This is a genomic window from Streptomyces caelestis (genome assembly GCF_001279005.1).
In the GTDB taxonomy this organism is placed as follows: Bacteria; Actinomycetota; Actinomycetes; order Streptomycetales; family Streptomycetaceae; genus Streptomyces; species Streptomyces heliomycini.
In genome coordinates this window covers 138565-159733 of record NZ_LGCN01000199.1, presented here as the reverse complement: position 1 = coordinate 159733, position 21169 = coordinate 138565, and the positions used below count along the sequence as shown (strand labels likewise).

20 protein-coding genes and 2 pseudogenes are annotated in these 21169 nt (G+C 69.9%); 10 read left to right on the top strand and 12 right to left on the bottom strand.

Translation table 11 applies throughout. From position 1 onward, the window contains the following. Nucleotides 1-264: 264 nt before the first annotated feature. Complete coding sequence (locus ADK41_RS20740; protein WP_030833399.1) at nt 265-723, top strand: hypothetical protein; 459 nt, start codon at nt 265-267, stop codon at nt 721-723. 52 nt (nt 724-775) lie between these two features. Here the strand turns inward: ADK41_RS20740 and ADK41_RS20735 are convergent, their stop codons facing one another. Continuing rightward, entirely contained in the window at nt 776-2191 is a 1416-nt protein-coding gene (locus ADK41_RS20735; protein ID WP_078662114.1) for a NucA/NucB deoxyribonuclease domain-containing protein, read from the bottom strand. A 153-nt stretch (nt 2192-2344) separates the two neighbouring features. After that, nucleotides 2345-2969 (bottom strand): annotated as a pseudogene (locus ADK41_RS39585) (transposase); the annotation flags it as partial. Nucleotides 2970-2995: 26 nt separating this feature from the next. Between ADK41_RS39585 and ADK41_RS20730 the strand changes: the two are divergent. The 5 genes and pseudogenes from ADK41_RS20730 (at nt 2996) to ADK41_RS39580 (ending at nt 7494) form a co-directional block, all read left to right on the top strand. Further along, nucleotides 2996-3388, top strand: coding sequence for a helix-turn-helix domain-containing protein (locus ADK41_RS20730; RefSeq protein ID WP_420706782.1), 393 nt, complete (start codon nt 2996-2998; stop codon nt 3386-3388). A gap of 271 nt (nt 3389-3659) precedes the next feature. After that, nucleotides 3660-5234, top strand: coding sequence for an ISL3 family transposase (locus ADK41_RS20725; protein ID WP_030833393.1), 1575 nt, complete (start codon nt 3660-3662; stop codon nt 5232-5234). 347 nt (nt 5235-5581) lie between these two features. Next, nucleotides 5582-6591: pseudogene (locus tag ADK41_RS20720) on the top strand (IS3 family transposase); the annotation flags it as partial. Then, nucleotides 6569-7177, top strand: a complete 609-nt coding sequence (locus ADK41_RS20715; protein WP_078940487.1) for an IS3 family transposase — start codon at nt 6569-6571, stop codon at nt 7175-7177. The pseudogene ADK41_RS20720 and the gene ADK41_RS20715, both read left to right, overlap by 23 nt. Before the next feature lie 173 nt (nt 7178-7350). Continuing rightward, nucleotides 7351-7494, top strand: coding sequence for a hypothetical protein (locus ADK41_RS39580; RefSeq protein WP_199822413.1), 144 nt, complete (start codon nt 7351-7353; stop codon nt 7492-7494). A 282-nt stretch (nt 7495-7776) separates the two neighbouring features. Here ADK41_RS39580 and ADK41_RS20710 read toward each other — a convergent pair whose 3' ends face one another. The 3 genes from ADK41_RS20710 to ADK41_RS20700 form a co-directional block, all read right to left on the bottom strand. After that, nucleotides 7777-8682 carry a tyrosine-type recombinase/integrase gene (locus tag ADK41_RS20710; RefSeq protein ID WP_234318992.1) on the bottom strand — a complete coding sequence of 302 codons (906 nt, stop codon included), beginning with the start codon at nt 8680-8682 and terminating at the stop codon, nt 7777-7779. Between the two features lie 330 nt (nt 8683-9012). Beyond that, on the bottom strand, nt 9013-9183 hold the full coding sequence (locus ADK41_RS44315; protein WP_420706783.1) for a helix-turn-helix domain-containing protein: 171 nt from the start codon (nt 9181-9183) through the stop codon (nt 9013-9015). Between the two features lie 1073 nt (nt 9184-10256). Then, complete coding sequence (locus ADK41_RS20700; RefSeq protein ID WP_030833379.1) at nt 10257-11228, bottom strand: pirin family protein; 972 nt, start codon at nt 11226-11228, stop codon at nt 10257-10259. A gap of 154 nt (nt 11229-11382) precedes the next feature. Between ADK41_RS20700 and ADK41_RS20695 the strand changes: the two genes are divergently transcribed. Further along, the gene (locus ADK41_RS20695) at nt 11383-12252 is read left to right on the top strand and encodes a pentapeptide repeat-containing protein (RefSeq protein ID WP_037805019.1); all 870 of its coding nucleotides are present in this window, start codon (nt 11383-11385) and stop codon (nt 12250-12252) included. On the opposite strand, the gene ADK41_RS20690 is transcribed toward ADK41_RS20695, so the two are convergent. The 5 genes from ADK41_RS20690 to ADK41_RS20670 all read right to left on the bottom strand — a co-directional run bounded on the left by ADK41_RS20690 (nt 12230) and on the right by ADK41_RS20670 (nt 16627). Continuing rightward, a complete protein-coding gene (locus tag ADK41_RS20690) occupies nt 12230-14362 on the bottom strand; it encodes a xanthine dehydrogenase family protein molybdopterin-binding subunit (RefSeq protein ID WP_030833373.1) in 2133 nt (710 codons plus the stop codon). The genes ADK41_RS20695 and ADK41_RS20690 overlap by 23 nt on opposite strands. Beyond that, entirely contained in the window at nt 14359-15378 is a 1020-nt protein-coding gene (locus ADK41_RS20685) for an FAD binding domain-containing protein (RefSeq protein WP_030833370.1), read from the bottom strand. Before ADK41_RS20685 ends, ADK41_RS20690 begins: the two co-directional genes overlap by 4 nt. Continuing rightward, nucleotides 15379-15915: a (2Fe-2S)-binding protein gene (locus ADK41_RS20680; protein WP_030833368.1), complete on the bottom strand. Its 537-nt coding sequence runs from the start codon at nt 15913-15915 to the stop codon at nt 15379-15381. It lies immediately after the preceding gene. Between the two features lie 31 nt (nt 15916-15946). Beyond that, on the bottom strand, nt 15947-16360 hold the full coding sequence (locus ADK41_RS20675; protein ID WP_030833365.1) for an SRPBCC family protein: 414 nt from the start codon (nt 16358-16360) through the stop codon (nt 15947-15949). 72 nt (nt 16361-16432) lie between these two features. Then, nucleotides 16433-16627: a DUF2795 domain-containing protein gene (locus tag ADK41_RS20670; protein ID WP_030833362.1), complete on the bottom strand. Its 195-nt coding sequence runs from the start codon at nt 16625-16627 to the stop codon at nt 16433-16435. 202 nt (nt 16628-16829) lie between these two features. Here ADK41_RS20670 and ADK41_RS20665 point away from each other — a divergent pair, with 202 nt between their 5' ends. Then, entirely contained in the window at nt 16830-17489 is a 660-nt protein-coding gene (locus ADK41_RS20665; RefSeq protein WP_030833359.1) for a lysophospholipid acyltransferase family protein, read from the top strand. Nucleotides 17490-17496: 7 nt separating this feature from the next. On the opposite strand, the gene ADK41_RS20660 is transcribed toward ADK41_RS20665, so the two are convergent. Beyond that, a complete protein-coding gene (locus ADK41_RS20660; RefSeq protein ID WP_030833357.1) occupies nt 17497-17940 on the bottom strand; it encodes a hypothetical protein in 444 nt (147 codons plus the stop codon). Nucleotides 17941-18079: 139 nt separating this feature from the next. On the opposite strand from ADK41_RS20660, the gene ADK41_RS20655 reads away from it, so the two are divergent. Both ADK41_RS20655 and ADK41_RS20650 read left to right on the top strand, forming a co-directional pair. Further along, entirely contained in the window at nt 18080-18520 is a 441-nt protein-coding gene (locus ADK41_RS20655) for an SRPBCC family protein (RefSeq protein ID WP_030833355.1), read from the top strand. Nucleotides 18521-18609: 89 nt separating this feature from the next. Then, nucleotides 18610-20088, top strand: coding sequence for a glutamate-cysteine ligase family protein (locus tag ADK41_RS20650; protein ID WP_030833354.1), 1479 nt, complete (start codon nt 18610-18612; stop codon nt 20086-20088). 16 nt (nt 20089-20104) lie between these two features. On the opposite strand, the gene ADK41_RS20645 is transcribed toward ADK41_RS20650, so the two are convergent. Further along, nucleotides 20105-20491, bottom strand: a complete 387-nt coding sequence (locus ADK41_RS20645; protein ID WP_030833351.1) for a hypothetical protein — start codon at nt 20489-20491, stop codon at nt 20105-20107. Between the last annotated feature and the right edge of the window lie 678 nt (nt 20492-21169).

Genomic DNA, 21169 nt, shown 5'->3' with positions numbered 1-21169 from the left:
GAGCGACCAGAGTTCGTCAGGAACCAACCGCTGCGACAAACCAACACCCATGGCACGGCATCATGCCGCATCAACCTCACACCACGTGAGACAAGCTCTGAGTCAAGCCACGTGCATGGTCTATCGAAGAGCGCCGAAGCCACTGTCTTACCTGTGCAGCTACCGCCGCGTCGCCGTGCCAAGGCTGATTCCGCAGTGATTTCGCCGCCGAAGATGGACGATGATGGAGCCCCTCGCACCAGACGACGACAAGGGGTGGGTGACTTGGCCGACCTGATCAGACGCCAGGAGTATCCGGTTAATGTGGACTACAACGGGTGGGCCTTGCAGGACTTCGACGACACGCAGGTTCCTGTGCTGTTCCCTGAGGGCTTTGAGAGCGGCACGTTCCTCACTGCTCACCCTGGGCGCCTTGATTTCTACAGTGCCGGACACACCCACACCGCGTCCCTGACGGTGGAGATCTGGGACGGGGAGCCAGCGGTGCCGACCGGAGAGTGGGACGAGGCAGCCCTGGCCAGCATCGTTTGTTCCTCGGGCAAGCTGCGGGCCAGGGGGATGGCGGCAGGACCGATGCTGGAAGCGATCGAACTGTCGGACGGGCCGGGCGTCTGGACGGTGCGAGTGGTGTGCGCCGGTCGTGAGGCGGCAGCTGCGCAGACCCAGCACGGTGTGGTGCACGGAGTCGAGCGCTATATCGCACAGTTCTGGCCGAACGCCTAGTTACGGGGGGCGGCTCGTATCTCCCGAGCCGCCCCCGCACCTGGCCAAGGCCCTACGAGATGATCTCGACCCAGAAGCCGTCATCCGGTCCGTCTATGACCCTGTTCTTGTCATAGAACTGGGCGAGCAGGTTTCCGGCAGCTCCATTGTCCTCCCTCTTGACAGGCAAGACACTAAAGTTCCCCGGCTCAGCGAGATGATCGTAGTCGGAGTGGCGGGATCCCTCGTACGTAGATGCCATCGGATACTCGTCGCACTCCCGTGCATATCCGGCTGACGTCGCGTAGTCCTCGCCGAAGTACTTCCCGCAGTTGTACACGGAGCGGTTGCGGTTCTCCTCCCGGCGTTTGGTGTCCCAGTACAGACGCGTCAACCCGGGGTCGGGACTTTTACCTGGAACGTCCTTCTTTGCCATGGGGGGCTGCGTCATCCCCGGCGTGGTGAAAGCCTTCTGGATATGGAGTGCCACCTCCCGCTCCGGAGCACCGACCGCCGTGCTGTACTGCAGCGGCGTGGTTACGGCCCAGGAGGCTGCCCCCGCCGCCGCGTTGGGCAGGTATGGGGCCTTGTCCCAGCGGGGCGGCAGCATGAACAAGTCGCCGCCCGTAATCGGCTCCGTTGTCCACGCGGGCGGTGCCTTGATGCTGATGTTCGGCACGTACACCGCAGCGACAAGGTCGGCCTTCATGCCGGTAGATCCCTGGCCGGCGGCGACGGTCAACGTGTGCTTGTACGTGTCCGCACCCAGCAGTTGACTCCACGTCCGGGTGAAGGGCATGGTGACGCCGCCCTGCGTGTACGCAGCCGTGGAAGGCCAGCGTTGGGCGATGCTGCCCTTGGTTGTGATACCCATCGCGGCGGCGCCATTCTCCTTGGCCGCGGTGAAGTCGGTGAAGTAGTAGGTGATCGTGACGGTCCTGCTGTTCTTCGGGATGGTGCCGATGGCAAGAACGTCGAAGCGGCTGGTGCCGACGGGGCGTCCGTTGCGCAGCCAGACCTGGTCGAACTGCTTTCCGGAACACATTGCGTAGCGGGACTTGATATAGAAGGTCTTTGTCGCCAGTCCCGCTACGCATTCCTGGGTCGTCATCGTGTGCGGCGGCTCGGGCAAGCTGATTGCCGTCGGCGCTCGGGAGGCGAGCGGCTTGCGACCAGGAGGCTGGTATCGCGCCGAAGCCTCCGTGGCGAGCTGAGCGAAGTTCTTGGCCTGGCCGAGCGTCTCACGAGGCAGAACGGCCTGCGCGCTGTCCTCGCTGGACAGGCCACGTAACTTGCTCGGGCGCTCTTGGAGTTCGGTGAGGTCAAGCAACTCGGCGTTCACCGGCCGCATATAGGACTCCATGCTCAGCGAGTCAGAGTCGTCAGCCTGGGCACTACTCAAGGGCATGAGCAGTGAGGTCACCAGCCCGGGCACCAGTACGGCGGCCGCGCGTATTCGAGCCCGCGCGAGCACACGTCTTATCGTCATCCAACACCCCTGTTCTCAGGTACACGCCAAACGACTTGACCCCTACAGGACTACCGGACACAGGGAATCCACAACATCCACGTGATCTCCTCTGGCTTGATCAGGATTGAACCTGACTCAAATATGCGTTCGAGTAGCCGTCTTTCCAGACCCTCATCGCCTGGTCGGCGCCAGAGGTGCGAAGGTTCGGTTGTCGCGCAGGAGGGCCCACAGGACACTGGCGCGTCGGCGGGCGAGCGCGATAACGGCCTGCTCGTGTTTGCAGCCCTCACCACGCTTTTTGAGGTAGCAGTCCCTGTTTGGGCCTTCACAGATGATGCTGGTCTGCGCCGACAGGTAAAAGACCCTGCGTAGACGGCGGCTATAGCGCTTGGGCCGGTGCAGGTTGCCGGTGCGACGACCCGAGTCCCTCGGAACTGGCACCAGCCCCGCCGCGGAGGCCAGATGGCCAGCGTCCGGGTAAGTCGACCAGGTCACCGGTGGCTACGACGAACTCTGCGCCGAGGATCGGTCCCATACCCGGGCAATGATTCGATGATCTCGGCCTGAGGACGGGTGCGAAATGTCTCGCGGATCTGGCGGTCAACGCGCTTGAGTCGGTCATCCAGGCTCAGAACCTGGGCAGCCAAATCGGCGACGATCTGCGCGGCGACGTCCTCACCGGGCAGCGAGGTGTACTGAGCTTGAGAAGCCTCAAGCGCGGTGGCGCGACTGCATGGGCGTTGCGGACGCCGCGGTTACTGACCTTCAAAGCGTGGTGTCGTAGGGGCTGACGCCTCGTGATCCCTGCGGTATGCCGACTGCATGAGGTATGCGCAAGGGGGCGGACTGACCGGTGAACGGCGGGTCTTCCACGAGAAGTTGAGGATGGAGGCGGCCGAGCGGTTCGCCCAGGGCGATGAGAACTCGGTCATCGCGCACGACCTGCGGGTCAGCGTCCGATCGGTTCAGCGCTGGCGCAGAGCCTGGTCGCAGAACGGGCCCCGGGCCCTGGCCTCCAAGGGTCCGGCGTCACTGCCGCTGCTCAGTGACGAACTGTTCGCCGTGCTCGAGCGGGAGCTGGCCAAGGGGCCGGTGGCACACGGCTGGCCGGACCAGACCTGGGCCCTGTCGCGGATCAAGACGCTGATCGGGCGCCGGTTCCATAAGAGCTACACCGTGCAAGGGGTGGCCGCCCTACTCAAGCGGCATGGCTGAAGCTGCCAGGTCCCCGCCCGCCGGGCACTCGAGCGGGACGAGGCGGCGGTGGCCGGCTGGGTGAAGGAGACCTGGTCGAGCGTGGAAGAACCGTGGCGGCGCTCGACGCCTGGCTCGTCTTCGAGGACGAAGCCGGATTCTCGATGGGCTCTGCCAAGATTTCCGTGAAGCGGTGACAGAACGTCATGCTAGGTCGGTGTGCACGGTCTGTGCTGTGACGCGCCGGTGACGCGCCGGCCGGGGCAGCGGGACGCTGCGATCGTGTGAGGCGATGCTGCAGCAGCTCCTCCCGTACCTGGCCGCGGTGCTGGTGGAACAGGTGCGGGTAGAGGAGGAAAAGGTACTGATCGTCGCGCGGACCCGGGACGGCACGATCGTGTCCTGTCCCGACTGCGGTACGCCGGCTCGGCGAGTCCACAGCCGCTACCGGCGGCGCCTGGCCGATGCCGCCCTGGGCGACCGCCAGGTCGTCATCGACCTGTGCGTCCGGCGCTTGTTCTGCGACAGTGCTCGCTGCGCTCGTCGAACCTTTGTCGAGCAAGTAGCGGGGTTGACTGTGAGATACGGGCGCCGCACGGCTGCCCTCGTCGAGATCGTGCAGGCGATTGCTCTGGCATTGGCGGGGCGGGCCGGCGCCCGGCTCGCGGCCGTCCTCCACGTGCCGATCAGCCGAGCCACCTTGCTCAACGTGGTGAGGGCGCTGCCGGATCCGCCCCGCCCTGTACTGCGTGTGCTCGGCGTTGACGATTTCGCGACCCGCCGGGGCCGACGCTACGGGACCGTGCTCGTCGACCTGGACTCCCATCGCGTCGTGGATCTGCTGCCCGGCCGTGAGAAAGCACCCCTGGTCGCCTGGCTGGCCGATCACCCCGGCATCGAAATGATCTGTCGGGACCGGGCCGGTGCCTACGCGGAGGCGGCAAGCGCCGGAGCACCCCAGGCCCGCCAGGTCGCCGACGCCTGGCACCTGTGGGACAACCTGGCCCACGCGGTCCAGCGCACCGTGATCGCCCACCGGTCCTGCCTGATGCCACCGCCACCGGAGCAGGCCGGGCCCGTGTCGGCGAAGACGCCCGACCCCGCCCTCAACCCGGACACCGGCGCCGAGAAGTGGCTGGTCACCCGCACCCGGGAGCGCTACCGAGCCGTCCAGGACCTGCTAGCCCAGGGATGGACGATCAGCGCGATCGGACGCGAACTCGGACTGGCCCGCCACACCGCCCGCCGCTACGCACGCTGCGAGAACCCCGAGGCCCTCGCCGACCGCGCCATCCGCACCACCCGGCTGGACGCCTGGCGGCCCTACCTGATCAGCCGCTGGAACCAGGGCTGCACCAACGCCTCCGCCCTCTTCCGCGAGATCCAGGCCCAGGGCTACCCAGGCCGCACACCGCAAGCCGTCCGCCGCTTCCTACGTCCACTGCGTGACACCGCGAAGGCGGCGCCCGCACCGCCGCCCAAACCCCAGGACCTCACCAACTGGATCACTCGTCACCCCGGACGCCTACGCGCCGAGGAGGAACGACAACTCGACGACGTCCTCTCCCGCTGCCCGCAGATGGCCGCACTGCGCACGCACGTCCACACCTTCGCCCGCATGATCTGCGACCGCACCGGCACCGACCTCCCCGCCTGGATCTGCGCGGCCCGCGCCGACGACCTGCCCCAGCTGCACGCCTTCGTCGACGGACTCGAACGCGACCGGGACGCTGTCCTGGCCGGCCTCACCCTGCCCTGGAGCAACGGTGCCGTCGAAGGTCACGTCAACCGGATCAAGATGCTCAAACGACAGATGTACGGACGCGCGACCCTTCCGCTCCTACGCAAACGAGTCCTCCTCGCATGACGCTCTGTCACCGCTTCACGGAAATCTTGGCAGAGCCCTGGTCAGGTCACACGCGCTAGCCGGATGGGTATGAGGCCATCCGGCTACGCGTCACCGCACCCAGGTAGATTCCGCCGAAAGCCGCCCAGGTAACAATGGCGGATTCTTCGGCGGGCCGTTGTCGTCACCGTACGAACCGCAGCGGCCATGCATCCACGTCGCGGACAGCAGACACACAGATCGTCCCACGTCATTGAGGGTCCTCCCCGCCCACGTCCTCCATCTCACTGGGAGCTCCGGGTCAGGAGTCGTACGCCCATGCCCGGCCCGTCTGCCAGTACTCCTCAACGCGGAAGGGCCGGGACTAGGAACTGGCGAGGCTGCGGGCCGAGCTCGGCCGTCTGCGCAAGGCCGAGGCCGAATGGCAGTTGGAGCGGGAGATCCTGCGGCGGGCGGCCCAGTATTTCGCCCGGGAGATGAGGGCATGACCGGCCGCTGGGACTTCATCTCCCTCCACCGTGCCGACTTCGGCGTGCAGCGGATATGCCGGGTCCTCGGCGTCTCGCGCTCGGGCTACTACCGGTGGACGGCCGGCGCGGCGGCCCGCGCCGAGCGCAGGGCGGCCGACGACGCACTGATCGCGGAGATCCGCGAGATCCACGCCGACCACCGTGGCACCTATGGAGTGCGGCGCGTGCACGCTGAGTTGCGGGGCTTCGGGCACACGGTCAACCGCAAGCGGGTCGAGCGGCTGATGCGCCGGGAAGGAATCGAGGGCCGGCACCTGCGGCGGCGGAAGCGCACCACCGTCCCCGACCGGCTCGCGCCGCCCGCGCCGGACCTGGTCCGACGCGACTTCACCGCCGAGAACCTGGACGAGAAGTGGTGCGGCGACATCACATACGTGCAGGTCGGCGGCACCTGGCTCTACCTCGCGTGCGTCCTGGACATCTGCTCGCGCCGGGTGCTCGGCTGGTCCATGGCCACGCACATGCGGACCGAGCTTGTCGTCGACGCGCTCACGATGGCGGTGGCGACCCGCGGCGGCCACGTGGACGGAGTGATCTTCCACGCGGACAGGGGATCGCAATACACCTCAGCGGCGTTCGCCCACGGCAGCGACCGTTTCGGCATCCGCCGGAGCATGGGTCGTGTCGGGTCGAGCTACGACAACGCCCTGGCCGAATCGTTCTGGCAGGGGCTGAAGAGAGAAGCCCTGCGCGGGGTGTTCACGACGGTGCGGCAGGCCCGGCTGGAGATCTTCCAGTGGCTGACGTACTACAACGCCCGCAGGCGCCACAGCTCCCTCGGCTACCTCTCACCCATCGAGTTCGAACAGCGGCACCGGGCAGAGCATAGACTCACCCTCGCGGCATGAACCCCCGTGTCCACACTCCAGGGGACGCCTCACCAAGCCGCAAACCCCGTCGGCCGCCGACCTGGTGGAACGCAACTTCACCCGTCACGCCCGGGACCAACTGTGGGTCACCGACATCACCGAACATCCCACTCTGGAGGGCAAGGTGTACTGCGCGGTGGCCCTGGACGCCTTCGCCCGCCGGGTGGTGGGCTGGTCCATCGACGCGTCCCCGACCGCCGCATTGACCACCAATGCACTGAGCATGGCCATCGGTAACCGCCGTCCCCGGCCCGGCGGCACCGTCATCCACTCCGATCACGGAGTACAGTTCGGCTCCTGGGCGTTCACCGAGCGGGCCCGCGCCTCCGGTCTTCTGCCGTCCATGGGCTCGATCGGGGACTGCGTGGACAACGCGATGATGGAGTCCTTCTGGGCCCGGGTCCAGGTGGAACTGCTCAACCGCCGGCGCTGGCGGACCAGACTGGAACTGTCCACGGCACTCTTCGAGTACCTGGAGATCTTCCATAACCGCCAGCGCAGGCACTCGGCCCTGGAAATGCTCACTCCGGTCGAGTACGAACTACGTGCAGCACCGGTAGCGTAAAACCAAGCGACCCGACTCCACCAAACTCAGGACACTCCGAGATCTCTATCGAACCCGGAACGGTTCAAACTATGTTGCCCCGCCACATGTGCGCCTGACCTGCGCCTGACCTGCGGATTCCTACGGTGTGGCGACACGCAAACGTCCCCGTCACACCCCAGGAAGTGGTGCCGATGTCGTCGCCCGCAACCGCTCCACCAGCCCCGAACAACCTCAAGCGCATCGTCGCCGCGTCCCTCATCGGCACCACCATCGAGTGGTACGACTTCTTCCTGCACTGCGATTCTGGGCAACAGCGTCCCGCCGGAGCTGAGTAGCAAAATCGCGTGTGTGCGGGCAGCTACGCCATTTTTCATAACTTACAGCCAAGCGAAGATCACTCAACTACCCAGGGGACTTTGCCCAGCCCAAGGGCTCACAAGGACCCTCCTTGGGCAATCTCTATCGCAAGTCCGACGACCCGGAGGATAAACCATCCTTCTCGGAACCGTAGTCGCAGCCGCGAAATCAGGCACAATTCATCCGGCACTCACAAAACTCCGCCATCACGCTGCCCAACTGCCAAGTATCACAACTGATCTCACGCTGAGCATGATCGACTATGCGGTGAGGGTGTGGTTGAGGGTGGTGGCGGCGGTGCTGATGGTGCCGGGCATGAGGTGTCGGTAGATCTTGAAGGTGACGTCGATGTTCTTGTGTCCCATCCATTCGGCGACGTCGGTGATGGGGATGTTGTGGGTGAGGCAGTTGGAGGCGAAGAAGTGCCGGCAGCTGTAGATCACCATGCCCTCGGGGATCTCGACTTCGCCGGCCTTCTTGATCCGCTGCCATTGGTTGTTGAGGTAGTAGTGCGGGAACGGCCGGGACGGGTCCTGGGGGTGGCGTAGCAGGTAGCCGTCGGTGGTGCCGTGTGTGTCGGCGTACCACTCGATGGTCTCCTTGACCCGGGCGGGCAGGGGGACGTCGCGGTATTCGCCCATTTTGCGATGTTTGAGGCGGGCGTAGTGGCCGGTGGTCTGGTTGACCTGTTCGGTGATCCGGTAGACGTCGTCGGCGACGATGTTGCGCAGGTTGACGGCGGCGGCCTCGCCGTTGCGCATGCCGCAGCCGCTCATCAGATCGGTGATGAGCCGGAAGCGGTCGTCGCCGGCCGTGCGTATCTTCCGCAGCTGCGTGGGGGAGGGGATGACCGCGTGCCTGGGGTCATACTGCGGGGGTTTCACGCCGGTGAGGGGGTGGTCGTCGTAGAGGCCGAGGCGGTGGGCGTCCAGCAGGATCGTCTTGAGTTTGTCGAAGGCGTTGGCCTGGGTGGCCAGGCCGACGCCGGCGCGTTCCATGGACCGGATGAAGCCCTCGACGACCCAGTGGTCGAAGGTGTTCATCCGCCGGCTGCCCAGCAGCGGCAGCATGTGGTGCTCCAGCAGGGACTCCAGATGCCGCACCGACGCCGGGCTCAGATCACGCTGACCGGCCTTCCACTCCGCTGCATACTCACCGAACCGCATCGCCCCATAAACCAAGACCCGCTCCGCCTTCGCTGCGCTGCGAGGTCCCGCCTGCTTCCTGGCGTTGTGCACCTCCGTCAACCGCCCGATGGCCTTCTCCTGCGTGGCGAACCCCGACTCCTGAACCTGCCTCCCGGCCGCCGACCGATACCGGATCTTGTATGAGTGCGGGCACTTCGACCACCGCGGCCGCGGATGCTCACATTCCTTGAAGAACGACCCCATCCCACGGACCAACGAACGAGACACAGAGGAGAACATCCGATCGTACTGAAATAGAACCTGCATGGCGACCTGTCGATTTTTCAGGTGGCTGAAACTCGACACTTTTCACAAGGCGCGCTGCTGCTTTACCCAGACCTCTACTTCTGATGCTTTAAATCGAATCTTGGCGTTGGCGCCGACCCCGAACTTGTAAGGAACCAGCCCTGAGTGCGTAGCATTTCTGTAAACCCATGAAGTGGACACGTTCAGATACTCAGATACTTCCCTCACGCTCATGAATTGTGCCGCCACATTTCCTCCTGAGTTCGTTCATGCACTGTTGCCCCCTTGGTCTCTCGCTGACGTCTCGCACCAAGGGTTCAATTTTCCGGCGGATCGCCGGTTTGGCTAACCGGCGATCTTGCGCTATGTTCCTCGCTTCAAAGACAGGCCGCCCTGCTCGACGAGGGTTTGCTACGGCGCAGAACGTCAGGATCGGAGGCTGTCCTTCACCACTCCGTCCAAGTCGGTCGATCCCAGATAGAGCAGGGTGGCGAGGCAATGCCAACGGGCGAAGGACCTTGACCCACCGTCAGCGGCGTGGGCAGCCCAGGTGACGCGAAAGGAGCGGCTACTCGAGCTGCGCGAGTAGGCGGTTGTCGTCTTCTCGCTGATGAAGGAGTCGCTCATAGCGAGGACGTCGACGGGATTGCGAGGGCTCGTGGTCACTGTCGAGACGCTGGATGGAGCGGGCGGCTGGTCCACCGTCATCGAACTGCCCGTCACTGTCGAGATCAGGCAAGGCCCTCGACCCAGCAGGCTCTCGACCGATGCGTGGCAGCGCTACAGAGGAGAGGAAACGTGATCAACCGGGGATGACGTGGAACGGTCCGTCGAGCAAGCCACTGGGGTGAGGGGTTGAATGACGCATCGTTGCTTCCGACAGGCAGGCTTGGGCCTCAGGCTGCTTGACGCAAAGCCCGGGTCGGTACACACCCGTCCGAGTACACCGCTTGTCGGATTCCCACAAGCAACACGCATCGTTACACCTGAGCAGCTGCCATGGGACGAGCCCGCCGACTCCGGAGTCGGCATCAGCGAAGCGCTATAGCAATCGAGGGCACCTCATGAGGGGGCGAGTGGAGAGGACACCACTCCCCTCTACCTGATGACCCATCAGAAAAGTCAGCAAAAGGTCAGCATTGGTTCGGCTAAAGCTGCCCGCAGATGCCCATACCTTGGAATTCGCGGACAGCTTCAGGGGGCCCAGGAAGCAGAAGTCAAAGACCTGCGCCGCGGGATGCCCACACCGCTGGACAGATGCAGTAGCGATCGCAGGACCCGCGGCCCGGAACCCATGTTTCCGCAGGTCAGCGCACCCTTCCTCGCGGTTTCAAGGGTGCGTTCGGCAGCTCGGGCGCGGGCAGTGGAGCCCCGTCGTACCCCTGTACCTCGCCGAAACGTGACCCCTTCATCCAGTCCTCGCGGGCCTGTACGATCTCGTCATGTGACCGGCCGATGAAGTTCCACCACATGACGATCTCCTCCTCGAAGGGCGGTCCGCCCAGGAGCAGCAGGCGGGCCGGACCGCTCGCCCGGTTGGCCAGGGTGAGGGCGGTGCGGCCGGGGGGCGCGTAGCCGAGTTCGGCCGGCTTCAGGGGCGTGTCGGCGAGGAGGACGTCGCCGGTGTCGACGAGGAACCCGTGTTCGAAACCGGGATCCACGTCGAGGGTCACGCGGGCGCCCGGCTCCAGGGTGATCTCGGCGCCGAGCAGCGGGGTGAAGGTGCGTACCGGCGAGGTGTCGCCGGCGAGCGTGCCCAGGAAGACGCGCGCCTGGCCGCCGTCCAGCGCGACCGGGGCGGGGACGTGGTGCTGGAAGTCCCGTGCCGTGTCGCGGTGTTCCCCGGGCAGCGCCACCCACAGCTGCGCGCCGTGCAGGATCCGGGTGCCGCGGGTGGAGACCTCGGAGTGGCTGATGCCGTGCCCGCCGGTCATGAGGTTGAGTTCGCCGGGCCGGACGCAGGCGTGGCTGCCGAGACTGTCGCGGTGTTCGATCTCACCGCTGAACAGCCAGCTGACGGTCTGCAGGCCGGTGTGCGGGTGCGGCGGTACGCGCATGCCGCCGGACTCGGTGACGTCGTCGGGACCGTAGTGGTCGGCGAAGCACCAGGCGCCGATGAGGGTGCGTGCCCGCTGGGGCAGGGTCCGCCGTACCCGCATGGCCCGGGGACCGCCGAGGGGTACGTCCCTCGGGGTGAGGACCTCGATGCCCGGCGGGGGCGGTCCGTCGGCGTCCGCGCCGCAGACCGTCTCCGTCGGGTGCGTCTCCGTGTTGCTCATGCGCTGGTCCCTCCACCACCCAGGAAAGTTTCGCTTTCGACTTCATTGTCGACGACAGGCCGGACACCCCATGACCGCGCGAGGAGGACGAGAAGGGCGAGGACGGCCTCGTGGACCGTCTGCGAGAATGAGGGCCGGTCTCGGAGCACCGCGGATGCGCGGTGCCCGTCGCACAACGGGAGTACGCACGGTGTCGCCACAGCACGAAGCCCCCCGCTCGTCCGGGGACCGCACGGACCTCCGGGCCGACTGCGCCGCCTGCTTCGGCCTGTGCTGCGTGGCCCTGCCCTTCGCCCGCTCCGCCGACTTCGCCGCCGACAAGGCCGCCGGCCGGCCGTGCTCGAACCTCCGGCAGGACTTCCGCTGCGGCATCCACGAGCGGCTGCGCGACGAGGGCTACCCCGGCTGCACCGTCTTCGACTGCTTCGGCGCCGGGCAGAAGGTGTCGCAGGTGACCTTCGGCGGCACCGACTGGCGCCGGGCGCCGGAGTCGGCGCGCTCCATGGTCGAGGTCTTCCCCGTGATGCGGCAGCTGCACGAGCTGCTCCACTACGTCACCGAGGCCCTCGGCCTCGCGGCGGCCCGCCCCGTCCACGAGGAGCTGCGCAAGGCGCGGGCCCGGATCGACGGCCTGACCCGCGGCAGCGCCGAGTCGATCACCGGACTGGACGCGAACGCGCTGCGCGGCGAGGTCAACCCGCTGCTGCTGCGGGCGAGCGAGCTGGCCCGCGCCCGGGTCCCGGGCCGCAGGAAGAACCACCGCGGGGCCGATCTGATCGGCGCGAAGCTGTCCGGCGCCGACCTGCGCGGGGCGAGCCTGCGCGGCGCCCTCCTCGTCGCCGCCGACCTCGGCGGGGCGGACCTGCGCGAGGCCGACCTGATCGGCGCCGACCTGCGCGACGCGGACCTGCGCGGCGCCGATCTCACCGGCGCGCTCTTCCTCACCCAGGCGCAGCTGAACGCGGCCCGGGGCGACGCGGCCACCGCACTGCCTCCCGCCCTCAGCCGTCCCGCCCACTGGTAGGCGCGGGCGCCGGTCCCGACAGTCCGGCGAGCACCTTGTCGGGGGTCAGCGGGAGTTCGCGGAAGCGGACGCCGGTGGCGTGGTGGACGGCGTTGCCGATGGCGGCCGCGCTGCCCACGTTGCCGATCTCGCCGATCCCCTTGCTGCCCATCGGGTTGAGGCGGGTGTCGTCCTCGTCGATCCAGTGCGCCTCGACGGCGGGCACGTCGGCGTGGGCGGGCACGTGGTACGACGCCAGGTCGGACTCGGTGAAGTCGCCGAACGCGGGGTCCATCGTGCTGCCCTCGGTCAGCGCCATGCCCAGCCCCATGGTCATGCCGCCGATGAACTGGGAGCGTGCGGTGCGGGCGTTGAGGATCCGTCCGGCGGCGAAGACGCCGAGCATCCGGCGCACCCGGACCTCGCCGGTGACGGAGTCGACGGTGACCTCGGCGAAGTGCGCGCCGAAGGCGTGCCGGGCGTAGGGGCTGTCGGCGTCCGCCCGGCCGGCCGTGTCGGCGCGGGCGGAGATCCCTTCGTCGGGCAGCCGGCCCGTGAGGCCGCCCAGCCGGCCCGTGAGCCTGGTGCACGCGTCGTGCACGGCCCATCCCCAGGAGGCGGTCCCGGAGGATCCCCCGGCCAGGGACGCGGGCGGCAGGTCGCTGTCGCCGATCTCGGTCCGCACCCGCTCCAGCGGCACGCCGAGGGTGTCGGCCGCCACCTGGGCGAGCACGGTGCGGGCTCCGGTGCCGATGTCGGTGGCGTTGACGCGGACGACGAAGGTCCCGTCCGGCAGCGCGCGTGCCTCGGCGGTGGACGGCCGGACGAGCACGGGGTACGTGGCCGCCGCGACGCCCGTGCCGACCAGCAGCGGTCCCTCCGCCCGGGAACGGGGGCGGGGGTCCCTGCGGTCCCAGCCGAAGCGGCGCGCCCCCTCGCGCAGGCACTCCGTGAGGTGCCTGCTGCTGAACGGTTTGCCGCTGTCCGGTTCGCGTTCGGGTTCGTTGAGGACGCGCAGCTCCACCGGGTCCGTGCCGAGGGCGGTGGCGAGTTCGTCCACCGCGGACTCCAGGGCGTACATGCCGGGGCACTCACCGGGGGCGCGCATCCAGGACGGGGTCGGCACGTCGAGCCGGACCACGCGGTGGAGCGTACGGCTGCTCGGGGCGGCGTACATGACGCGTGCGGGGACCGCCGCCTGCTCCACGAACTCCTTGACGCGGGAGCTGTGGGTGACGATCTCGTGGGTCAGGCCGGTCAGCCGGCCGTCGGCGCCGGCGGCGAGGCGGAGCCGGTGCAGGGTGGGGGCCCGGTGGCCGACGACGGCGGGCAGGTGACGGCGGGGCAGGGCGACGGTCACCGGCCGGCCGGTCTCGCGGGCGGCCATGACGGCGAGCACGACGTCGGGGCGCGGGGTGCCCTTGGAGCCGAAGCCGCCGCCCACATGGGCGGTGTCGACGGTGATCCGGTCCTCGGGCAGCCCGAACAGCGCGGCGAGCGTGGCGCGTACCGCGGTGCCGCCCTGGCTGGAGGTGTGGACGAGCAGCCGGTCGCCCTCCCACCGGGCCGTGCTGGCGTGGGGCTCCATGGGGTGGTTGTGCAGCGGCGGCACGCGATAGGTGACGTCGACGCGGACGGGAGCGGAGGCGAAGGCGCCGTCGGGGTCACCGTACTCGCGGCGGGCCGGGTATCCGGCGTTGGCGGTCTCCGGCTCGTACGCCTCGGGGTGGTCCGCGGTGAGGGTCACGTCGTGCTCCTCCACGGCGTACTCGACCCGGACGGCCGCGGCGGCGGCACGGGCCTCCTCCGGGGTCCGGGCGACGGCGAGCGCGACGTACCAGCCCCGGTGCGGCACCCCGGGGTCCTGGAGCACGGCCAGGGTGGGATCGTCGGGCTCGGCGAGCCGGGGGGCGTTCTCGTGGGTGAGCACGGCGAGGACGCCGGGCAGGGCGAGGGCGGCGGCGGTGTCGACGGCCGTCACCCGGCCGCGGGCGACGGTGGCCGGTACGGGTCGGGCGTGGACGCGGTCCGCCAAGGGGTGTTCCGCGGCGTAGCGGGCGCCGCCGGTGACCTTCCGGCGTCCTTCGCGGCGTACGGCGGGGGCGCCCAGCGCGGTGCCGGTGCCGGTCATGAGTCCTCCGTGAGGTGTCGGGCGGGCCGGACCGGGGGCGCGAGCCGGGTCAGGACGTCCACGGCGAGGTTCCGGGCGAGGGGCACCTTGTAGCCGTTGTCCCGCAGCGGCCGGGCCGCCTCGAGTTCCAGGTCCACGGCGCGGGCGAAGGAGTCCGGGGTCGCCGGGGCGCCGCGCAGTGCCGTCTCGGCGCGTTCGGCCCGCCACGGCTTGTGGGCGAGCGCGCCGAAGGCGAGCCCCACGTGGGCGACGGTGCCGTCGTCCGCCGTGTCCAGGACGGCGGCGACCGACGCCAGGGCGAACGCGTACGAGGCGCGGTCGCGGGCCTTGCGGTAGGCGGAGGGCAGCGCCGCGGTGGCGGCCGGGAGCACCACGCCGGTGATCAGTTCGCCGGGCCGGATCACGGTGTCCCGCTCCGGGTGGTCGCCGGGGAGCCGGTGGAACCGGTCCGCCGGGACGGCCCGGGCGCCCTGGCCGCCGTACAGCTCCACGCGTGCGTCCAGGGCGGCCAGGGCGACCGCCATGTCCGAGGGGTGGGTGGCGATGCAGTGCTCGGAGTGGCCGAGCACCGCGTGGTCGCGGTGGGTGCCCTCCCGGGCGCCGCAGCCGCTGCCCGGCGCGCGCTTGTTGCACGGCTTGGACAGGTCCTGGAAGTGGGGGCAGCGGGTGCGCTGGAGGAGGTTGCCGCCGGTGGTGGCGGCGTTGCGCAACTGTCCGGAGGCCCCGGCGAGGAGCGCCTGGGACAGGGCGGGGTAGCGGTCGCGGACCAGGGGGTGGGCGGCGAGGTCGCTGTTGCGGACGGTGGCGCCGGCGCGCACGGAGCCGTCGGGCAGTTCCTCCACCGTGTCCAGCGGCAGACGGCCGACGTCGACGAGGACGTCGGGGCGCTCCACGCCCAGCTTCATCAGGTCGACGAGGTTGGTGCCGCCGCCGAGGCAGCGGGCGCCGGGACGGGCGGCGAGCGCCTCGGCCGCCTCCTCGACGGTGGCGGCCCGTACGTATCCGAAGGGTTTCACTCAGATCACGTCCCGCACGGCCTCGACGATGTGCGGATAGGCGCCGCAGCGGCACAGGTTGCCGCTGAGCCGCTCGCGGATCTCGGCCTCGTCCAGCGGCACGGGCCGTCCCGAGGGGGCGGCCGGGTCGGTGACGTGGGACGGATGGCCGGCCCCGGCCTCGGCGAGGACGCCGACGGCGGAGCAGATCTGCCCCGGCGTGCAGTACCCGCACTGGAAGGCGTCCCGGTCGAGGAAGGCCTGCTGCAGGGGGTGCAGACCGTCGCCGCCGTCGGTGAGGCCCTCGACCGTGATGACGTCGCAGCCGTCCAGGGACACGGCCAGGAGCAGGCAGCCGTTGACGCGGCGGCCGTCGACCAGGACCGTGCAGGCCCCGCACTGGCCGTGGTCGCAGCCCTTCTTGGTCCCGGTGAGGCCGAGGTCCTCGCGCAGGACGTCCAGCAGGACCCGCCGGTGGTCGAGGCGGAGGGTGTGCGGCTTTCCGTTGACCGTGAGTACGGTGTCCGAGCGGTGCTCGGGGGTGGGTTCACTGCTCATGGCGAGGTGGCCTTCCGGAGGGGGCGGGCGGTCAGCCGGCGGCGTTGTCGACGCGGAGCCGTACCTGGTCCTCCAGGCGCCGGAGGCTGGTGTCCAGGGCGTCGCCGACGGCCTTCTCGCCCGGGTCGTGGCTGTCGTCGAAGAAGGACAGGTGCACCGTGACCTCGCTGGCCCCGCTGCCGATGCCGGCGACCTGCAGCCAGCCGGTGTAGCCGCCCTGCCCGCGCGTGCCCCATTCGAGCCTCATCTGGTCCCGCCGGGCACGGAGCAGGGCGGAGACGTCCTCGTCGAAGCGGTCCTCGTGCACGGTGACGACGGGCGGTTCCTCGGCGCGCACGTGCAGGTCCTCGGGCAGCCAGTCGCCCATCCGGCCGACGTCGGCGGCCTGGTCGAAGACGTGCTCGGGTGAGGCGGGCATCGTGTGTGAACGCTCGTACTCGGTCATCTCGGTACCGTTCCTCGATTCGGTCGGCCGACAGGGCCGGGGCCGCCGTGCGGACAGCCCCGGGGCACGGTGCTATTCGTTGCCGAAGACCGCCTTCTGCACCTCGTCGGGTCCGTCGAACCGCTTGGCGCCGGTCCGCGTCAGCTTCTGGACGAGCTGGTCGTCCGCGCCGTTGTTCCTCGCCACCGAGACCAGGTCGTCCTGGCCGGCGGGGTAGTCGGCGCCCTTGAGTGCCTTCTGCAGGTCGATCGGGCTGAGGTCGGCCATGGCAGCCTCCCGTGGTGGGGCGGCGCGGCGTGTCCGCGCGAGGACCTGGCGGGTACCCCGGGCGCCCGGAGGTGATTCGGCCGTCGTCCCGGCCCTGAACCGAGTAGGCGGCTGCGCCGGTCCGAGTACGCGTACTCAGGCGCGGGGAGCCCGCCGCGCCCGAAGCTGACCGGCAGGAACCCGTCTGCCGGAAGGACGTCCTTTGCTCAGCCGTGCCGCCGCCGCCCTGCTGCCCCTGTTCGGGCGGCTCATCGTCACCCGTGAGAGCGGCGGGCCGTTCCCCGCGGGCAGTGTCTTCGTCGCCAACCACGACTCGATGGCCGATCCGGCGCTCGTGCTGGCCGCCCTGCGCGGGGTGGGCGTCACACCGGTCGTCCTGGCGACGGCGGGGCTGTGGCGGGTGCCCGTGCTGGGACGCGCCCTGTCGAAGGGCGGACACGTTCCCGTGCACCGGGGGTCGGCACGCGCGGCGGACGCGCTTCAGGCCGCGGCGGAGGCGGTGCGGTCGGGGCGCCATGTGCTCATCTACGCGGAAGGCGGCCTGCCGTCACGTCCGGACGCGGGGTGTGCCGCGCCCCGGCCGTTCCGTACGGGTCTGGCGCGGCTGTCGACCGCGACCGGCGCGCCGGTCGTCCCCGTGGGCCAGGCGGGGGCCCGGCGGCTGGCCTCCGGACCGGTCGCGAAGCAACTGGCCGGTGTACTGACCGCCCCGTTGCGCCGTCCGCGTCTCCATGTCCACATCGGCCATCCCGTGCACCTGCCGCCCGGCACGGCGGCCGGGACGGCGACGGCGCACCGGGCGGTCAGTGCCGCCTGGCGGCGGGCCGCCCGGGCCGTGGGCGAGCCGGTCCACGAGGGATGACGCACGGTCACAGGTCGTCCGTGTCGGTGCGGCCGGCCAGGCGCTCGTAGCGTTGCCGGGCGGCCTGCGGGCTGCCCAGGCCGAGGCCGAAGGCGATCTCGGGCCAGGTCATGCCGCGTCCGCGCGCCATCTGCAGGAGGCCGGCCTCCAGCTCGTCCATCTCCGCGCGGGCCCGGGGCACGAGGCTCAGCGCGGCGGTGATGTCCGCGCGGTCCACCTCGGGTTCGCCGTCCTCGGGCAGCGCGGCGCCGCTGAGCAGGAAGGCCACGAGCCTGACCGCCTCGTGCGGGCCGATCACTCCGGGGTGGATCTGACGGCGGCGCTGTGCGTCCGTGGCCGCGTGCCGCTCGGCGATGCGGAACAGGGAGGCGTGCACCCGTTGCACGCGCGCCGCGTCGGAACTCGGCGGCGTGAAGGGGTCGTCGGGCTGTGCGGGGGTGGTCGAGGACATGGCACGAGCATCACAGGATGAACATCTCGTTGTCAACGGAAAATTTTTTCGCGGCGACCGATGACTTCGCGCGCCCCCGCACGTCCATCCATGCGACGGACGCGCCCGCGGACCGGGCGCAGGACGAGAGGACAACGCCATGAGCACCGAGCGGACCACCACGGACAACGCCTTCTCCTACCACCTGACCCGCATCCTGGACGCCCCCGTGGGCCGGGTGTGGCAGGCCTGGACCACTCCGGAGCAGTACGCCCGGTGGGCGTACGCCGCCCCCGGCTCCGTCGAGATGGACGTGCGGCCGGGCGGCGCCTGGAAGGCCACCATGGTCACGCCGGGCGGCGAGTTCCCGCTGACCGGGTCCTATCTCGACGTCGCCGAGAACCGCCTGCTGGTGGTGGGGATGGACGTGCCCGGCAAGCCCGAGCCGTCGGCGATGACCGTGGAACTCGACGAGGAGGGCGGCCGGACGCGGATCGCGGTCCGCCAGACGTGCGACACGGCGGAGGAACGCGACATGACCGAGCAGGGCAGCACCATGCTCCTCGACAGCCTCACCGCCTTCCTGGCCGAGGACGCCTGACGGCGGGTCCGGCTCGCGTGGTCGGACTCGTCCACCGGTGCGACGCTGGGGTGGACAGGTTCCCAGGACGAGAACCCGGAGGGAGAACGATGGGACGGGACGTCCCGGCGCTCACCTTCACCCGCGAGGACCGCCGCCGCTACCGGATCAAGATGCAGGAGTGCCTCGACACGTTCGCGCAGATGCTGCGCGACTCGCGCTTCGAGGCCGAGCGGCCCCAGGTGGGGCTGGAGATCGAGCTGAACCTGGTCGACGACCGGGCCGAGCCCGCGATGCGCAACACCGATGTGCTGGAGGCGATCGCGGACCCGGCCTGGGCGACGGAGCTGGGCCGGTTCAACCTCGAGATCAACATCCCGCCGAGGCGGCTCACCGCGGGCGGCCCCGACTCCTGGGAGTCCGAGATCCGCGCCGCGCTGAACCACGCGGAGCAGCGCGGCGCGTCAATCGGCGCCCATCTGATCATGACGGGCATCCTGCCCACCCTGCGGCAGGAGGACGTCGGCGAGGGATCCCTCTCGGAGAACCCGCGCTACCGGCTGCTCAACGACCAGATCTTCGCGGCGCGCGGAGAGGACCTGTACATCGAGGTGACCGGCATCGACCGGTTGCGCGCCTACGCGGACACGATCACCCCGGAGGCCGCCTGCACCAGCACGCAGTTCCACCTCCAGGTGTCCCCGGAGCAGTTCGCCGACTACTGGAACGCGGCGCAGGCGATCGCCGGGGTGCAGGTCGCGCTCGCGGCCAACTCGCCCTTCCTGTTCGGCAAGGAGCTGTGGCACGAGACCCGCGTCCCGCTGTTCGAACAGGCCACCGACACCCGCCCGCAGGAGATCAAGGTGCAGGGCGTGCGGCCCCGGGTGTGGTTCGGGGAACGCTGGATCACCAGCGTCTTCGACCTCTTCGAGGAGAACCTGCGCTACTTCCCGGCCCTGCTCCCCCTGTGCGACGAGCAGGACCCGGTGGAGACGCTGGAGCGGGGCGACACCCCCGAGCTCGCCGAGCTGACCCTGCACAACGGCACCATCTACCGCTGGAACCGCCCGGTCTACGCCGTCGCCCACGACCGACCGCACGTGCGGGTGGAGAACCGGGTGCTGCCCGCCGGCCCGACCGTGGCCGACACCCTCGCCAACGGCGCCTTCTACTACGGGCTGACCCGCGCCCTGGTGGAGGAGGACCGTCCGGTGTGGTCACGGATGTCCTTCTCGGCCGCCGAGGACAATCTGCGGACGGCGGCGCGGTACGGCATCGACGCCCGGCTGTACTGGCCCGGGATGGGTGAGGTGCCCGCGTCCGAACTGGTCCTGCGGCGGCTGCTGCCGCTGGCGCACCGCGGGCTGGAGCGCTCCGGCATGGACGACGCCTGGCGCGAGCCGCTGCTCGGCGTCATCGAGCAGCGCTGCGTCACCGGCCGCAACGGGGCGGTGTGGCAGAAGGAGATGTTCCACCACATCGAGGCCCTGGCGCACTGCGGGCGCCACGAGGCGCTGCGGCGCATGACGCAGCAGTACATCGACTACATGCACCTCAACGCCCCGGTCCACACCTGGCCCGTCGACTGATCCGGGCGGGCGCCCGTCAGCCCGGCCGGCGTCCGGTGTCGGAGTCGTCGGGGTCGACCCCGGTGAAGGCGGACTCGTCCTTGGTCCCGCCGGGGCGCCGGGAGCGGCCCCGGGGGCCCGTGTCCCGCTTGCCCTCCTCGTCCCGGCCCGCGTACTCCTCGCCCCGCCGGGCGTCACTGCGCGCGACGTCGCCCGGGACGGAGGTGCGCTCCTCCTCGGCGTGCTCGCGGCCCGCCCCGCGCGACGGCGCGTGTTCCTCCGCGTGGAAGGACCGGCGGGCGCTCGGGTTCTCCTCCTGCCGCGTCCCGTCCACGTCCGGGGACCAGCCGTGGTGCTCACTCCCCTGGTGACGACTGGCCCCGCGGCCCTGCGACGGCCGCGGCGACTTGCGATCCTCGGGCATGGGTCGTCCCACCTGTCCGCTCTCGTGGGGGCGCGTCCCTCAGCGCCCCGGCAGTAAAAGCGTCCCACTCATCACGAGGGCGGGCATATCGGACGCGTCGGGGGCCGGTTGCCTCGACCCACTTCACTCACACGGGTGATGACCGGGATTCATGTCGACGTCCGCCGCCCGGTGTGTCCGACCATCGCAGACAGCCGGGCCGTTCCTCGCCGACGGCCGCAGCATCCCGGAGAGGCCGTCGCCATGCGCATCCCGCTCATCACCGGCGCCTGCGCCTGCCTCACACGGCGGGTCCACGCCGAGCGGCGGGAGCGCGGGCACGCCGTCGCCGTCGGGATGACGCCGGCCGGTCCGGACGTGGTCGCGGCCGTGGACCGGCACGCCCCCCGGGCTGGTCGTGGCCCCCGTGCCGAAGACGGTCGCCCCGCGCGAGGCGTGGCCGGGTCCGGACGGGCCCGGTCGCGCGCCCCGGGCCCGTCGGCGGCCGGGGGTCGTCCTCCCCGGACCGGGCGGTCCACGAGGGCGTCACGGTCCTTTGGACCGGGGAGGGGAGGGACGCGGGGTCCGTGCGGGCCACGGCGGCGCTCCCCCCGCCCCCGGCCGCCGGGAGCGGCCTGTACCGGGGTGAGCCGCCCGAGGGGTCCCTCGGCCATGCCCGTCCGGACCGCGCGGCCCGGC

What these genes read in the sequence shown, in the direction of transcription:
- ADK41_RS20735 (WP_078662114.1), bottom strand. Translation starts at nt 2,191, where the DNA reads ATGACGATAAGACGTGTGCTCGCGCGGGCTCGAATACGCGCGGCCGCC.
- ADK41_RS20730 (WP_420706782.1), top strand. Translation starts at nt 2,996, where the DNA reads ATGAGGTATGCGCAAGGGGGCGGACTGACCGGTGAACGGCGGGTCTTC.
- ADK41_RS20725 (WP_030833393.1), top strand. Translation starts at nt 3,660, where the DNA reads ATGCTGCAGCAGCTCCTCCCGTACCTGGCCGCGGTGCTGGTGGAACAG.
- ADK41_RS39580 (WP_199822413.1), top strand. Translation starts at nt 7,351, where the DNA reads ATGTCGTCGCCCGCAACCGCTCCACCAGCCCCGAACAACCTCAAGCGC.
- ADK41_RS20710 (WP_234318992.1), bottom strand. Translation starts at nt 8,682, where the DNA reads ATGCGGTTCGGTGAGTATGCAGCGGAGTGGAAGGCCGGTCAGCGTGAT.
- ADK41_RS44315 (WP_420706783.1), bottom strand. Translation starts at nt 9,183, where the DNA reads ATGAGCGTGAGGGAAGTATCTGAGTATCTGAACGTGTCCACTTCATGG.
- ADK41_RS20700 (WP_030833379.1), bottom strand. Translation starts at nt 11,228, where the DNA reads ATGAGCAACACGGAGACGCACCCGACGGAGACGGTCTGCGGCGCGGAC.
- ADK41_RS20695 (WP_037805019.1), top strand. Translation starts at nt 11,383, where the DNA reads ATGCGCGGTGCCCGTCGCACAACGGGAGTACGCACGGTGTCGCCACAG.
- ADK41_RS20690 (WP_030833373.1), bottom strand. Translation starts at nt 14,362, where the DNA reads ATGACCGGCACCGGCACCGCGCTGGGCGCCCCCGCCGTACGCCGCGAA.
- ADK41_RS20680 (WP_030833368.1), bottom strand. Translation starts at nt 15,915, where the DNA reads ATGAGCAGTGAACCCACCCCCGAGCACCGCTCGGACACCGTACTCACG.
- ADK41_RS20675 (WP_030833365.1), bottom strand. Translation starts at nt 16,360, where the DNA reads ATGACCGAGTACGAGCGTTCACACACGATGCCCGCCTCACCCGAGCAC.
- ADK41_RS20670 (WP_030833362.1), bottom strand. Translation starts at nt 16,627, where the DNA reads ATGGCCGACCTCAGCCCGATCGACCTGCAGAAGGCACTCAAGGGCGCC.
- ADK41_RS20660 (WP_030833357.1), bottom strand. Translation starts at nt 17,940, where the DNA reads ATGTCCTCGACCACCCCCGCACAGCCCGACGACCCCTTCACGCCGCCG.
- ADK41_RS20655 (WP_030833355.1), top strand. Translation starts at nt 18,080, where the DNA reads ATGAGCACCGAGCGGACCACCACGGACAACGCCTTCTCCTACCACCTG.
- ADK41_RS20650 (WP_030833354.1), top strand. Translation starts at nt 18,610, where the DNA reads ATGGGACGGGACGTCCCGGCGCTCACCTTCACCCGCGAGGACCGCCGC.
- ADK41_RS20645 (WP_030833351.1), bottom strand. Translation starts at nt 20,491, where the DNA reads ATGCCCGAGGATCGCAAGTCGCCGCGGCCGTCGCAGGGCCGCGGGGCC.